We start from the raw sequence: 14,678 nt of genomic DNA, 5'->3' as shown, positions 1-14,678 counted from the left end.
CGCCGCCTGAACGTGCTCTGGGCCCTGATACGCGACCACCGGACCTTCGAGGCCACAGCTCCATTCCCTGCTGCCGCAGCGGCATGACCCAATCACGAGGCGTCACCACCCCGGCTTGACAACGTCATTGGGAATCCTCCTGACGCTCAAAAGGTGTCAAGTGATGCGGAACCCACCCCCTTTCCACCGTCCACCTCTTCCTCACCCCCAGCAACTGGAGCCCCACGCGAGGTAGTTGACCCCTCAAGAGCAAAGAGCGACGCCCTTGAACGCGAAACGGGTGTGGCCCGAGCCAAGATGGCTCGGGCCACACCCGTCAGTGCTGGAGCGGAGCGTCAGGGCAGCTGCGTCGCCCGCGCCTCACGCCGGTTGTCGCGGAAGTTGTTCACGCGGCGTGCCGTGGCGAAGAGCGGGATGACCGCGCCCATGACGAGCTGCAGCGCGCAGCCGGTCTGGAGCAGCAGCTGACCGCCGGGGGCGTCGAAGGCCCAGGCCGCCAGCAGGCCCATCGCCAGGACGATCCAGGTGAGCACCGCCCCCGCGAGGGGACCCCGCGGCTTCGGGTACTCGACGCGGCTCACCATCAGCCACGCGACGCCGACGATCGCCAGAAGGGTCGCCACGAAGGGCAGCTCCAGGAGCACGATCGAGATGACCGTCAGCGCGCCGAACGGCGACGGCATGCCCTGGAAGGTGCCGTCCTTCACCGTCACGCAGGAGAATCTCGCGAGCCTCAGCACCACGGCCAGCAGCACGACGATCGCTCCCACCGCCGCCACCCGCTGGTGCGCGTCGTCCGCGACCATGCCGTAGACGAGGACGAAGTACGCCGGCGCCAGGCCGAAGCTGATCAGGTCGGAGAGGTTGTCCAGCTCCGCGCCCATCGGCGAGGAGCGCAGCTTGCGCGCCACCAGGCCGTCGAACAGGTCGAAGATCGCCGCGCACAGCATCAGGATCACCGCGGTGGCCGCGCTGTGCCGGGCCATGCCCGACTCCTGGCTGCCGGTGAGGTGCGGGATCAGGATGCCCGTGGTGGTGAAGTACACCGCCATGAAGCCGCACGTGGCGTTGCCCAGCGTGAGGGTGTCCGCTATCGACAGGCGGAGCGACAGCGGCATCTCCTCCGCGTCGTCCTCCACCTCGTCCACGTCGGGCACCCAGCCGGCCCCGGTCTGGCCGGGTTGGGTCTCCGGATCAATCACGGTCAATGCGAGTCACCCCAGCCACGGTCTTCTGGCCCACCTCGACGTCGATCTCCACACCCTCGGGCAGGTAGATGTCGACACGGGAGCCGAAGCGGATCAGCCCGATCCGGTCACCCTGCTCGACCTTGGTGCCCTCGGGGACGTACGGAACGATGCGGCGAGCCACGGCGCCGGCGATCTGGATCATCTCGATGTCACCGAGTTCGGTGTCGAAGTGCCAGACGACGCGCTCGTTGTTCTCGCTCTCCTTGTTGAACGCCGGTACGAACCCACCCGGGATGTGCTCCACCGACGTCACCGTGCCGGAGAGCGGCGCGCGGTTGACGTGGACGTTGAGCGGGCTCATGAAGATCGCGACGCGGGTGCGGCCGTCCTTCCACGGCATGATGCTCTGCACCACTCCGTCGGCGGGCGAGATGACCCGGCCCTGGGCGATCTCACGCTCGGGGTCGCGGAAGAACCACAGCATGCCCGCCGCCAGCGCGGTGGCGGGTACGGCCACGGCGCGCGCGGCGCCGGAGCGGCGCGAACGGGCGAGGCTGAGTGCTGCGGTGGCGACGGTCGGGAGAAGCCACGGCGATGCTCCGCGCGCAAGACGTACGCCTGCCAGGCTGTCGCGTGGTGCAGAGGTTTGGCTGTGGGGCATGGATGACCTTCGTAGCGGATGATGCCGCGCGGTGACTGGGGACGGCGGCTTTCACGGGATCGTACCGGTCGCAGACCGCAACTGGGCAAGCCAGGAAGCCGAGTCGACGGCCGAAGCGTGCTGACGGGGTGTGATCTTCTTCTCGAAGAAAACACCCCGAACCAGACAACCGACCCTGGACCAACCGCGTACTAGCCCTGGAATCGATACTCTTCGAGCAGTCGACGACCGATGATCATTTTCTGGATTTCGGCGGTACCTTCACCGATCAGCAGCATCGGTGCCTCACGGTAGAGGCGCTCGATCTCGTACTCCTTGGAGAAGCCGTAACCGCCGTGGATCCGGAAAGCGTCCTCGACGACTTCTTTGCAGTATTCGGAGGCGAGGTACTTCGCCATCCCTGCTTCGAGGTCGTTTCGTTCGCCCGAGTCCTTTTTGCGTGCTGCGTTGACCATCATCGCATGCGCGGCCTCGACCTTGGTAGCCATCTCGGCCAGCTTGAACTGGATCGCCTGGTGCTGGGCGATCTGCTTGCCGAAAGTGTGGCGCTGCTGGGCGTACTGGACACCGAGTTCGAATGCACGCTGAGCGACACCGCAGCCACGTGCGGCCACATTCACCCGGCCCACCTCGACGCCGTCCATCATTTGGTAAAACCCTCGGCCCGTGGTGCCGCCGAGTACACGATTGGCCGGAATGCGCAGTCCGTCCATGATGAGCTCGGTCGTGTCGACGCCCTTGTAGCCCATCTTGTCGATCTTCCCGGGAATGGTGAGGCCGGGGCGGACCTCTCCGAAGCCGGGCTCCTTCTCGACCAGGAAGGTCGTCATCGACTTGTGGGGCGCCGTGCCCTCGGGGTGTCCTTCGTCACTTCGGACGAGAACGGCGACCAGTGTTGACGTTCCGCCGTTCGTCAGCCACATCTTCTGACCGTTCAGGACGTACTCGTCGCCGTCCTTGACCGCCTTCGATGTGATCGCCGACACGTCCGAGCCGAGCCCCGGCTCCGACATCGAGAAGGCGCCCCGGACGTCGCCGGCCGCCATCCTCGGCAGGAAGTGGTTCTTCTGCTCCTCGGTGCCGTGCTGCTTGAGCATGTACGCCACGATGAAGTGCGTGTTGATGATGCCGGACACGGACATCCAGCCCCGGGCGATCTCCTCGACGCACAGCGCGTACGTGAGGAGGGACTCGCCCAGACCGCCGTACTCCTCGGGGATCATCAGGCCGAACAGGCCCAGCTCCTTGAGCCCGTCGACGATCTGCTGCGGGTACTCGTCCCGGTGCTCCAGCTCGGTCGCGACCGGGATGATCTCCTTGTCCACGAAGTCACGGACGGTGGAGAGGATCTCCTGCTGGACGTCCGTGAGGCCGTGGGTCTGGGCGAGTCGTGCCATGGCTACTTCTCCTGCTCCCTGAGCTCGGGGCGGCCCGGCTGCTCGCCGCCGCGCTCCTTGATGTAGGTCTCGGTGGGCACCATGACCTTGCGACGGAACACACAGACCAGCGTGCCGTCCTGCTTGTAGCCCTTGGTCTCGACGTACACGATGCCGCGGTCGTTCTTCGACTTCGACGGCCATTTGTCGAGCACGGTCGTCTGGCCGTAGATCGTGTCGCCGTGGAAGGTCGGCGCCACGTGCCGCAGCGACTCGATCTCCAGGTTGGCGATCGCCTTGCCCGAGACGTCCGGCACGGACATGCCCAGCAGCAGCGAGTAGATGTAGTTCCCGACCACCACGTTCTTGCCGAAGTCCGTCGTCTTCTCGGCGTAGTTGACGTCCATGTGGAGCGGGTGGTGGTTCATGGTGAGCAGACAGAAGAGGTGGTCGTCGTACTCGGTGACCGTCTTCCCGGGCCAGTGCTTGTAGACGGCCCCGACCTCGAACTCCTCGTAGGTGCGTCCGAACTGCATCGCGCTCAGGCCTCCGGGATCTCGAACTTGGACGTGCGCTGCATGCCCGCCGCCCGCCCCTTGCCGGAGATGACCAGCGCCATCTTGCGGCTGGCCTCGTCGATCATCTCGTCGCCGAGCATCGCCGAGCCCTTCTTGCCGCCCGCCTCGGACGTGTAGTAGTCGTACGCGTCCAGGATCAGCTCGGCGTGGTCGTAGTCCTCCTGCGAGGGCGAGAAGATCTCGTTGGACGCCTCGACCTGGCCCGGGTGCAGCACCCACTTGCCGTCGAAGCCGAGCGCGGCGGCCCGCTGGGCGACCTCGCGGTAGCCGTCGATGTTGCGGATCTGCAGGTAGGGGCCGTCGATCGCCTGGAGGTTGTTGGCGCGGGCGGCCATCAGGATCTTCATCAGGATGTAGTGGTAGGCGTCCGCCGGGTAGCCGGGCGGCTGCTCGCCCACGACCAGCGACTTCATGTTGATCGAGGCCATGAAGTCGGCCGGGCCGAAGATGATCGTCTCGACGCGCTGGGAGGCCGTCGCGATCTCGTTGACGTTGTTCAGGCCCTGCGCGTTCTCGATCTGCGCCTCGATGCCGATCTTGCCGACCTCGAAGCCCATCGTCTTCTCGATCTGGGTGAGGAGCAGGTCGAGGGCGACGACCTGCTGCGCCGTCTGCACCTTCGGCAGCATGATGCAGTCGAGGTTCTGGCCCGCGCCCTCGACGACGGTGACGACATCGCGGTACGTCCACTCCGTCGTCCAGTCGTTGACGCGCACGACCCGCGTCTTGCCCGTCCAGTCGCCCTCGTTGAGGAACTTGACGATGGTGTGCCGCGCCTCGGGCTTGGCGAGGGGGGCGCAGGCGTCCTCCAGGTCGAGGAAGACCTGGTCGGCGGGGAGACCCTGGGCCTTCTCCAGGAAGCGGGGGTTGCTTCCCGGTACGGCGAGGCAGGAGCGCCGCGGACGAAGACGGTTGACGGTCATGCGGGGACCTCCAGGGGGTCGAGCTGGTTCGCTTTCCGGATCTCGTCGACGATCCGGCCGATGATTCCGGTGATGTCGAAGTCCTTCGGGGTGAAGACCGCGGCCACGCCCGCAGCCGTCAGCTGTTCGGCGTCACCCTTGGGGATGATGCCACCGGCGATCACCGGAATATCTGTGGCTCCCGCCACACGCAGCCGTTCCAACACGTCCGGAACGAGCTGGGCGTGCGAGCCGGAGAGGATGGAGAGCCCGACCGCGTGCACGTCCTCGGCGAGGGCCGCGTCCACGATCTGCTCCGGGGTGAGGCGGATGCCCTGGTAGACCACCTCGAAGCCCGCGTCCCGGGCCCGCACCGCGATCTGCTCGGCCCCGTTGGAGTGTCCGTCGAGACCAGGCTTGCCGACCAGGAAGCGGAGCTTGCCGACGTTCAGGTCCTTCGCCGTCAGCTCCACCTTGCGGCGGACCTCCGACATGGCCGAGCCCTCCTCGGCGGGGACGGCCACCGGCGCCGACGAGACGCCGGTGGGCGCCCGGAACTCGCCGAACACCTCACGGAGGGCCCCGGCCCACTCGCCGGTCGTGACCCCGGCGCGGGCGCACTCCAGGGTGGCCTCCATGAGGTTGTCCGTGCCCTTCGCGGCCTCCTTGAGCCGCTCCAGCGCCTTGCACGGGCGCGGGTGGTTGAAGGGCGGCTGGTAGCGGGTGTCGCGCCAGTTCTGGAGGGACTTGACGACCCGCGCCTCGACCGCCGGATCGACCGTCTGGATCGCCGCGTCGAGGTCGGCGGTCAGCGGGTTCGGCTCCGTCGACTCGTAGATGTTGACGCCGACGATCTTCTCCTCGCCGGACTCGATCCGGGCCCGGCGCTCGGCGTGCGAGGAGACCAGCTGCGACTTCAGGTAGCCGGACTCGACGGCGGCCATCGCGCCGCCCATCTCCTGGATCCGCTCGATCTCGGCGAACGACTCCTCGACCAGCGTGGCCACCTTCGCCTCGATGACGTGCGAGCCCTCGAAGATGTCCTCGTACTCCAGCAGGTCGCTCTCGTGCGCCAGCACCTGCTGGATCCGCAGCGACCACTGCTGGTCCCACGGCCGGGGCAGGCCGAGCGCCTCGTTCCAGGCCGGCAGCTGCACCGCCCTGGCCCGCGCGTCCTTGGACAGGGTCACGGCCAGCATCTCCAGCACGATCCGCTGGACGTTGTTCTCCGGCTGCGCCTCGGTCAGCCCGAGGGAGTTGACCTGGACGCCGTACCGGAAGCGCCGCTGCTTGGGGTTCTCGATGCCGTACCGCTCGCGGGTGACGCGGTCCCAGATGCGGCCGAACGCCCGCATCTTGCACATCTCCTCGACGAAGCGGACGCCCGCGTTCACGAAGAAGGAGATCCGGGCGACGACATCGCCCATGCGCTCCTCGGGCACCTGGCCCGAGTCGCGCACGGCGTCGAGCACCGCGATCGCCGTGGACATCGCGTACGCGATCTCCTGCACCGGCGTGGCCCCGGCCTCCTGCAGGTGGTAGCTGCAGATGTTGATCGGGTTCCACTTCGGGATGTGGGAGACCGTGTACGCGATCATGTCCGTCGTCAGCCGGAGCGAGGGTCCCGGCGGGAACACATGGGTGCCCCGCGACAGGTACTCCTTGACGATGTCGTTCTGCGTCGTCCCCTGGAGCTGCGTGATGTCCGCGCCCTGCTCCTCCGCGACGACCTGGTAGAGCGCCAGCAGCCACATGGCGGTGGCGTTGATGGTCATCGAGGTGTTCATCTGCTCCAGGGGGATGTCCTGGAACAGCCTGCGCATGTCACCGAGATGGGCCACCGGGACGCCGACCCGGCCGACCTCGCCACGGGCGAGGATGTGGTCCGAGTCGTAGCCGGTCTGGGTCGGCAGGTCGAAGGCGACCGACAGACCCGTCTGCCCCTTGGCGAGGTTGCGCCGGTACAACTCGTTGGACGCCTCGGCCGTGGAGTGACCGGCGTACGTCCGCATGAGCCACGGCCGGTCCTTCGCTTGCCTGCCCGCGGCGGGCTGACGCTCACTCATTTCGGGACCTCAGACGTTCCGGAAGCGGTTGATGGCGTCGATGTGCTGGGCGCGCTTCTCGTGGTCGCGGACGCCCAGGCCCTCCTCGGGGGCCAGCGCGAGGACGCCGACCTTGCCCTGGTGGAGGTTGCGGTGCACGTCGTACGCGGCCTGCCCGGTCTCCTCCAGGGAGTAGACCTTGGACAGCGTCGGGTGGATCTTGCCCTTGGCGATGAGGCGGTTGGCCTCCCAGGCCTCGCGGTAGTTCGCGAAGTGGGAGCCGATGATCCGCTTCAGCGACATCCACAGGTAGCGGTTGTCGTACTCGTGCATGTAGCCCGAGGTCGAGGCGCAGGTGGTGATGGTGCCGCCCTTGCGGGTGACGAAGACGCTCGCGCCGAAGGTCTCGCGGCCCGGGTGCTCGAAGACGATGTCGATGTCCTCGCCGCCGGTGAGTTCGCGGATGCGCTTGCCGAAGCGCTTCCACTCCTTGGGGTCCTGGGTGTTCTCGTCCTTCCAGAACTTGTAGCCCTCGGCGTTGCGGTCGATGATCGCGTCGGCGCCCATCGCGCGGCAGATGTCCGCCTTCTGCTCGCTGGAGACGACACAGATCGGGTTGGCGCCGCCGGCGAGGGCGAACTGGGTGGCGTACGAGCCGAGCCCGCCGCTGGCGCCCCAGATCAGCACGTTGTCGCCCTGCTTCATGGCGGCGCCGTTGCGGGAGACCAGCTGCCGGTAGGCGGTGGAGTTCACCAGGCCCGGCGCGGCGGCCTCCTCCCAGCTGAGGTGGTCCGGCTTCGGCATCAGCTGGTTGGACTTGACCAGCGCGACCTCGGCGAGCCCGCCGAAGTTGGTCTCGAAGCCCCAGATCCGCTGCTCGGGGTCGAGCATCGTGTCGTTGTGGCCGTCGGACGACTCCAGCTCGACGGAGAGGCAGTGCGCGACGACCTCGTCACCGGGCTGCCAGGCGTTGACGCCGGGGCCGGTGCGCAGGACGACGCCCGCGAGGTCGGAGCCGATGATGTGGTATGGCAGGTCGTGGCGCTTGGCCAGCTCGCTGGTGCGGCCGTAGCGCTCCAGGAACCCGAAGGTGGACAGCGGCTCGAAGATCGACGTCCACACGGAGTTGTAGTTGACCGAGGAGGCCATGACGGCCACCAGGGCCTCGCCCGGGCCGAGCTCCGGGAGCGGGACCTCGTCCAGGTGGATCGACTTGCGCGGGTCCTTCTCGCGGGTCGTCATGCCCGCGAACATCTCCGTCTCGTCCTTGTGCACGGTGATCGCGCGGTACGACTCGGGGAGCGGCAGAGCGGCGAAGTCGGCGGACGTGGAGTCCGGCGACTGGATCGCGTCCAGGATGTCCTTCACGTTGGTGCCTCCGGCGACGAGCGTCCTTGAGGGAAGGACGCTGTTGAGGGTTACGTCGGGTGCTGCAGAGCTGTGTGGTGATGCCGTCGGTTCGGCGGAGGTGGTGCTTCGGCGGCGCTGTGTGTGGCGCGGAGGGTTGCCTGTGACGCAGGCGTCCGGGCGCGCGGACCGTGGTTCGCGGGGACAGTCGGCGTACGGGAGTTCGCTGTACGCCGGCCGCCCGGACTCCTTCAACGTATGGCACGCCGTGTCACCCCGCAAGGCACCGAGTGCCAGAAAGTTCGCTCAGGTGAAATCTTTACGTAACACTTGAGCGATGATCGATCAGACGGAGGTAGAAAAGGGCCTCTGACGTGCCAAAACGGCCACCCGGGAGGGTGGCCGTTGTCACAGTTACCGTTGAGTAGATCGTCGTCGGATCGGGGTTCCGAGGGGTTGTCAGCGGTCGCGGAGCGCCTCTTCGATGGTGCGCATGACCTCGTCGAGCGGGGCGTCGGTGCGGGCGACGGTCACCAGGACCTCGCCGTGCGTGGACGTCGTCGCGGCGGCCGGCTCGGGTGCGAGGGTGCGGCCCGCGCCGATGCCCGTGCCGAACGTCTTGCGGACGATGGCGAAGGCGTGGTCGAGCTGGGTCTCGACGTCGCCGTGCCCGCCGGATCTGAGCCACCGCCGCAGCACGTGGTTGTGTGCGGTGACCACCGCCGACGCGGCCACCTCGGCGAGCAGCGGGTCGTCGTTGCCGGTGTCGTGGTGGGCGTGCTCGTCGAAGTGGCCCAGCAGATAACGGGTGAAGAGGCGCTCGTAGCGGGCCACGGAGGCGATCTCCGCCTCCCGGAGGGTGGGAACCTCACGGGTCAGCTTGTAGCGGGCGACCGAGATCTCCGGCCGGGCCGCGTACATCTTCATGACCTCCTTGATCCCACGGCACACCGTGTCGAGCGGGTGCTCGTGCGGGGGCGCCGCGTTGAGCACCGCCTCGGCGCGGATCAGGGTGTCGTCGTGGTCCGGGAAGATCGCCTCTTCCTTGGAGCGGAAGTGGCGGAAGAAGGTGCGGCGGGCGACCCCGGCCGCCGCCGCGATCTCGTCGACGGTGGTCGCCTCGTAGCCCTTGGTCGAGAACAGCTCCATGGCCGCGGCCGCCAGTTCCCTGCGCATCTTGAGGCGTTGGGCGGCGGCACGACTTCCCGCGGCGCTCTCCACGGGAGCGTCGGGCGCAGCTGGCGTACGTGAGGACTTGGCGGGCTGGGACATGCCCCGAACGTACTGCATCCGTGCAGGAGAGTGCGCGTGTCCGTCCCCTCGCCCGCCCGGCCGGGACAGGGGCTGGACCAGGTCGGCGGCCGGGGAGGCGGGGGATCGGCCGGGCGCGGAGGCGGCGGAACGGGCCGACGAGGAGCGGCTGCCCGGCCCGAGCAGCCCGCCCCAGTCCGCGTCGGCCGCCGACGGGGAGGCCCGGCCCGTCTCCGGGCCCGACAGCCGGACCGGGGGCGAGGAAGCCGCGCCCCCGGCCGTGCCGGACTCGTCGCCCGACCGCTCAGCGCTTGGCATATTCGCGGAAGCCACGGCCCGTCTTGCGGCCGAGGCAGCCCGCGGCCACCAGGTGCTCCAGCAGCGGCGCCGGGGCCAGTCCCGGGTCGCGGAACTCACGGTGCAGCACCTTCTCGATGGCGAGCGAGACATCCAGCCCGACCACGTCCAACAGCTCGAACGGGCCCATCGGGTAGCCGCCGCCCAGCTTCATCGCCGCGTCGATGTCGTCCAGCGTCGCGTAGTGCTCCTGCACCATCTTGATCGCGTTGTTCAGGTACGGGAACAGCAGGGCGTTCACGATGAACCCGGCCCGGTCGCCGCAGTCCACCGGGTGCTTGCGGACCTTGGCGCACAGCTCGCGGACCGTGGCGTGGACGTCGTCGGCGGTCAGCACCGTGCGGACCACCTCGACCAGCTTCATCGCCGGCGCCGGGTTGAAGAAGTGCATCCCGATCACGTCCTGCGGGCGCGAGGTGGCGCGGGCGCAGGCGACGACCGGCAGCGAGGACGTGGTGGTGGCGAGGATCGCGCCCGGCTTGCAGACCTTGTCGAAGGTCGCGAACAGCTGCCGCTTGACCTCCAGGTCCTCGGCCACGGCCTCCAGCGCCAGATCGACGTCGGCGAAGGCGTCGTACGTGCCCGCCGGAGTGATCCGGTCCAGTGTCTCGGCGGCGGCCTCCACGGTCATCCGCCCCTTGTCGACGGAGCGCGCCAGCGACTTGCCGATCCGCGCCTTCGCGGCCTGGGCCTTCTCCTCGCTGCGCGCCGCCAGGACGACCTCGAACCCGGCCTTCGCGAACACCTCGGCGATCCCGGACGCCATGGTCCCGGAGCCCGCGACACCCACCGAGCGGACGGTGCGGCCGGGGACCGTGGCGACCCCGTCCAGCGGCGTCAGCGCGTCCCGCACGACGGTGGCGGAACCGGGCGCCTCGTAGGAGTAGAAGCCGCGCCCCGACTTGCGGCCGGTCAGGCCCGCCTCGCTGAGCTGGCGGAGGATGGGCGCCGGCGCGTGCAGCCGGTCGTGCGAGGCCGCGTACATGGCCTCCAGGACCGTACGGGCGGTGTCGACGCCGATGAGGTCCAGCAGGGCCAGGGGGCCCATCGGCAGCCCGCAGCCGAGCCGCATGGCCGCGTCGATGTCCTCACGGGAGGCGTACTTGGCCTCGTACATCGCGGCGGCCTGGTTGAGGTAGCCGAACAGCAGCCCGTCGGCGACGAAACCGGGCCGGTCGCCGACCGCGACGGGCTCCTTGCCGAGGTCGAGGGCGAGATCCGTGACCGCCGCGACGGCCTGGGGCGCGGTGAGCACGGAGGAGACGACCTCGACCAGCTTCATCGCGGGCGCCGGGTTGAAGAAGTGCAGCCCGAGGACCCGCTCCGGACGCGCCGACTCGGCGGCCAGCCGCGTCACCGACAGGGCGTTGGTGCCGGTGGCGAGAACGGCCTCCGGCCGCACGATCGCGTCGAGTTCACGGAAGACCTGCTGCTTGATCTCGTACGACTCCGGGACCACCTCGATCACCAGGTCCGCGTCGGCCGCGGCCTGGAGGTCGGTGAAGGTGCGGAAGCGGGCGAGGGCGTCACCGCGCTCCCGCTCGGTGATCCGCCCACGGGCCACGGCGCGCTCGGTCGCGGCCTCCAACGCGGCCACGGCACGGGCGCCGGCGGCCTCGCTGATGTCGATGCCGACGACCTCGCGGCCGGCCCGGGCCAGCACCTCGGCGATACCGGTGCCCATGGTGCCGAGACCGACCACGGCGATCGTCTTGAACGGGGACTGCGGGGACGGCGACGAGTCGGAAAGGGGAGTGGCCATCGCGGGACTCCAGGAATGAGGGTGACGACTGAGGGAAGCGCCGCGGATACGCGAAGAGCGCGCGAGCGGCGCAGTGGGGCGCGGGTGTTGGTGGTGCCGGGCTGATGAACGCACACGCCCGGTGCCGTCGCCACGGGGCGTGCACACGCCCACGGGGAACGGCTGAACCGACCGGCCCTGTCCCGAGGCCGAGCCGTACGGGTACGCCGGATACCGAAACGCCGGGTACCGAACCGACTGTGCTCGCGACGGCTGCGTCACCAAACCGTCGAGAGCGAACACGAGTGGGTAACTCGCTCGTCTGAGCTTAACCGGTGGGTAACGAGCGCGCCAGCCCTCGTCTTTGTGAGGTACGTCCCTCAGACGCGGTCCCGCCCGTACGCTCGGTGGCATGGACGAGGAGTTGCGATCACTCACGGAGCGTGTGCGGAGCGAGTCGGGGGGCGCGGCGGGATACGAGCGGCTCGTCACGACCGAGTCCACGGACGAGCTGGCGGCGGTGCTCACCGAGCCGGGGCAGCCGCTGTGGGCACGGGAGTTGGCCGCGTTCAGGCTGGGCGTGGCGGGGGACCGCCGGGCCTTCGAGGCGCTGGTCCTGCTCCTCAACCACCGGGATCCGCCGCGCTGCGCCTCCGCCGCGTACGCGCTGGCCCGGCTCGGCGACCCGCGCACCGCGCGGGCGGCCGCCGCGCTCGCCACGAACGAGCTGCGCGTCGCCTACGCCCTGCACCCCGTGCGGCTGCTCGTCGAACTCCGGGCCCCCGAGGCGGTGCCGGCGCTGATCACCACGCTCCGGCGCCGACTGACGCCGCACGACCCCTACCGCCGGGTGGCGCTCGCCTGTGTGGAGGGGCTGGGGGCGCTGGGGGACAGCAGGGCCGAGCCCGTGCTGACGGACGCCCTCGCCCATCCGAGACTCGCGGAGGCGGCGGTGCGGGCGCTGTCGCGGATTCCCCGACAGCGGTAGCGCTCCGCATGGGGGCCGTGGATTCGGGTGCGGGCCCGGTGGGGGCTGGTCGCGCAGTTCCCCGCGCCCCTTAGCGGGGTCGTGCGTAACGAACCTCGGGGATGTCCACCCCCTCCACCTCGAAGGGTTCCTCCGCGCCGTCCGCGGTGAAGCCGTGGTGCTCGTAGAAGCGGCGGGCCCGGGCGTTGTCTTTCAGTACCCACAGGAGCATGCGGTCGTGGCCGGCGGTCTCGCAGCGGTCGGTGGCGGTGTGCAGGAGGGCTTCGCCGATTCCGCCGCCCCAGTGTCCCGGCCGGACATAGAGCGCGTACAACTCGGCGTCGTCGGTGCGGACTTCGCCGTCGCGGTAGGGGCCGTACGCCGCCCAGCCGAGGATCTCGCCGGTCCGCTCGGCCACCAGGTTCACCACCGGGTTGCCGGGCTTCAGGAGCATGGCGCGCCGGCGCTCGGCGTCCTCCGCCACGTCCATCGCGTCGAGGTACGACCGCGGTACGAGCCCGGCGTACGCGCTGCGCCAGCCACCCACGCGGATCTCGGCGACGGCGTGGCAGTCGGCGAGGGTCATCTCGCGTATGCGGAGGTCATGAGGAGTGTCGTGCATGGCCGCACCCTAGGCGGGGCGGCCGTGGGAGTCCCGTGCTTTTCGGCGGGGCTCCCACGGCCGGGGCTCAGCCGCGGAAGCCCAGCAGGCCGTGCAGCGTCGAGCCCCGGGACGAGGCGGCCGCAGCCTCGGTGCTCAGGGGCTTGGGATCGGGGAGCTTCGCGCAGACGGCGTCGGCCCCGCCCGTGCCGCGCGGCACCCTGCCGTCCGTCAGGTACGCCGCCAGGTGCTTGTCCAGGCAGGCGTTGCCGCTCAGCGAGACGCCGTGGTTCCCGCCGCCCTGCTCGACCACCAGACTGGAGCCCCGCAACAGCTGGTGCGTGACGACTCCGCCCTCGTACGGGGTGGCCGCGTCGTCCGTCGCCTGGAGGATCAGGACCGGCGGCAGCGCGGTGTTGGAGACGTCCACCGGGTTCAGGGCCTCCGTCGGCCAGAACGCGCAGGGCGCGTTGTACCAGGCGTTGTTCCAGGCCATGAAGGGTGCCTTCTCGTACATCGCCCAGTTGTCGTCGCGCCACTCGGCCCAGTCGCGCGGCCAGCGCGCGTCGCGGCACTGCACCGAGGTGTAGACGCTGTAGCCGTTGTCGCCGGCCGCGTCGACGGCGCCGAAGTTCTCGTAGGCCTCGACCAGCGGGTCGTCGTTCTTCTTGTTCGCGAAGGCGGCGAACGCCTCGGCGAGATGGGGCCAGTAGCCGTCGTAGTAGGCGCCGGGCATGAAGGTGTCCTCCAGCTCGGCGGGCCCCACCTTGCGGTCCGCGGGCTTGCGGGCCAGCGCCGCCCGCATCGCGTACCACTTGGCCTCGATCTTCTCCGGATCGGTGCCCAGCCTGTACGTCTTGTCGTGCTTGGCGATCCACGCCATCAGCGCCCGGTGGCGGTCGTTGAACGCCCGGTCCTGCTGGAGGTTGTCGTCGTACCAGACGCCCGAGGGGTCGACGACGGAGTCCAGCACCGCGCGCCGGACCCGGTGCGGGAAGAGCTTGGCGTACACGGCGCCCAGGTAGGTGCCGTACGAGTATCCGAAGTAGTTGATCTTCTTGGCGCCGAGGGCCGCGCGGATGGCGTCCATGTCCCTGGCCGAGCTGACCGTGTCGATGAACGGCAGCACGTCCGCGTACTTCTTCGCGCAGGCGTCGGCGAAGGCCTTGGCACGCTGGAGGTTGGCGCGCTCGGCCTTCGCGTCGACCGGCAGGGAGTCGGCGCGCACGGGCGCGAAGTGGCCGGGCCGGCAGTTGAGCGCGGGCTTGCTGGCGCCGACGCCGCGCGGGTCGAAGCCGATGACGTCGTACTGCGCCGCGACCTTCTTCGGCAGCGAGGACGCGACGAATCCGGCCAGGGTGCGGCCGCTGCCGCCGGGGCCGCCCGGATTGACCACCAGGGGGCCCTGGTGCTTCTTCGCGGTGTGCGGGACGCGGGACAGGGCGAGCGTGATCTTCCTGCCGTTCGGCTCGCCGTGGTTCAACGGCACTTTCAGGGTGGTGCACTGGAGCGTCGGATAGTCGCCGGTGGCGCACTTCTTCCAGGCGAGCTTCGCCGCCGGCGCGGCGGCGAGGGCGCCGCTCGCGCCGGCCGGAACCGCCGTGACCATTCCGGCCAGCACGGCGGCGGCACCGCACAGAGCAGCTGCGCGTTTCTTCATCG

12 protein-coding genes are annotated in these 14,678 nt (G+C 69.4%); 1 reads left to right on the top strand and 11 read right to left on the bottom strand.

All coding sequences use genetic code 11. The features are described from left to right. Positions 1-335: 335 nt before the first annotated feature. From pssA to PUR53_RS01405, 9 genes are all read right to left on the bottom strand, one after another. The gene (pssA, locus tag PUR53_RS01445; protein WP_329895979.1) at positions 336-1,157 is read right to left on the bottom strand and encodes a CDP-diacylglycerol--serine O-phosphatidyltransferase; all 822 of its coding nucleotides are present in this window, start codon (positions 1,155-1,157) and stop codon (positions 336-338) included. Positions 1,158-1,194: 37 nt separating this feature from the next. Further along, entirely contained in the window at positions 1,195-1,851 is a 657-nt protein-coding gene (locus PUR53_RS01440) for a phosphatidylserine decarboxylase (protein ID WP_239758474.1), read from the bottom strand. A 191-nt stretch (positions 1,852-2,042) separates the two neighbouring features. Continuing rightward, the gene (locus PUR53_RS01435; RefSeq protein WP_239758476.1) at positions 2,043-3,248 is read right to left on the bottom strand and encodes an acyl-CoA dehydrogenase family protein; all 1,206 of its coding nucleotides are present in this window, start codon (positions 3,246-3,248) and stop codon (positions 2,043-2,045) included. A gap of 2 nt (positions 3,249-3,250) precedes the next feature. After that, positions 3,251-3,763 (bottom strand): MaoC family dehydratase, encoded by a 513-nt coding sequence (locus tag PUR53_RS01430; RefSeq protein ID WP_033529825.1) that lies wholly within the window; start codon positions 3,761-3,763, stop codon positions 3,251-3,253. Between the two features lie 5 nt (positions 3,764-3,768). Continuing rightward, complete coding sequence (locus PUR53_RS01425) at positions 3,769-4,728, bottom strand: HpcH/HpaI aldolase/citrate lyase family protein (protein WP_062716550.1); 960 nt, start codon at positions 4,726-4,728, stop codon at positions 3,769-3,771. Continuing rightward, positions 4,725-6,773 carry a protein meaA gene (locus tag PUR53_RS01420; RefSeq protein ID WP_329895976.1) on the bottom strand — a complete coding sequence of 683 codons (2,049 nt, stop codon included), beginning with the start codon at positions 6,771-6,773 and terminating at the stop codon, positions 4,725-4,727. Before PUR53_RS01420 ends, PUR53_RS01425 begins: the two co-directional genes overlap by 4 nt. Before the next feature lie 9 nt (positions 6,774-6,782). Then, on the bottom strand, positions 6,783-8,120 hold the full coding sequence (ccrA, locus tag PUR53_RS01415) for a crotonyl-CoA carboxylase/reductase (RefSeq protein WP_239758481.1): 1,338 nt from the start codon (positions 8,118-8,120) through the stop codon (positions 6,783-6,785). A gap of 438 nt (positions 8,121-8,558) precedes the next feature. After that, the gene (locus PUR53_RS01410; RefSeq protein WP_329907096.1) at positions 8,559-9,389 is read right to left on the bottom strand and encodes a TetR family transcriptional regulator; all 831 of its coding nucleotides are present in this window, start codon (positions 9,387-9,389) and stop codon (positions 8,559-8,561) included. A gap of 265 nt (positions 9,390-9,654) precedes the next feature. Continuing rightward, positions 9,655-11,469, bottom strand: a complete 1,815-nt coding sequence (locus PUR53_RS01405; RefSeq protein WP_329895975.1) for a 3-hydroxyacyl-CoA dehydrogenase family protein — start codon at positions 11,467-11,469, stop codon at positions 9,655-9,657. Positions 11,470-11,860: 391 nt separating this feature from the next. Here PUR53_RS01405 and PUR53_RS01400 point away from each other — a divergent pair, with 391 nt between their 5' ends. Then, positions 11,861-12,436, top strand: coding sequence for an adenylosuccinate lyase (locus PUR53_RS01400; RefSeq protein ID WP_329895974.1), 576 nt, complete (start codon positions 11,861-11,863; stop codon positions 12,434-12,436). Positions 12,437-12,506: 70 nt separating this feature from the next. On the opposite strand, the gene PUR53_RS01395 is transcribed toward PUR53_RS01400, so the two are convergent. Next, a complete protein-coding gene (locus PUR53_RS01395) occupies positions 12,507-13,037 on the bottom strand; it encodes a GNAT family N-acetyltransferase (RefSeq protein ID WP_329895973.1) in 531 nt (176 codons plus the stop codon). Positions 13,038-13,104: 67 nt separating this feature from the next. Further along, positions 13,105-14,676: an alpha/beta hydrolase gene (locus tag PUR53_RS01390; protein WP_329907094.1), complete on the bottom strand. Its 1,572-nt coding sequence runs from the start codon at positions 14,674-14,676 to the stop codon at positions 13,105-13,107. Positions 14,677-14,678: the final 2 nt, after the last annotated feature.

Origin of the sequence: Streptomyces sp. SP18BB07, from assembly GCF_036322545.1 — a bacterium.
In the GTDB taxonomy this organism is placed as follows: Bacteria; Actinomycetota; Actinomycetes; order Streptomycetales; family Streptomycetaceae; genus Streptomyces; species Streptomyces deccanensis.
This window is presented reverse-complemented; position numbering and strand designations above follow the sequence as displayed.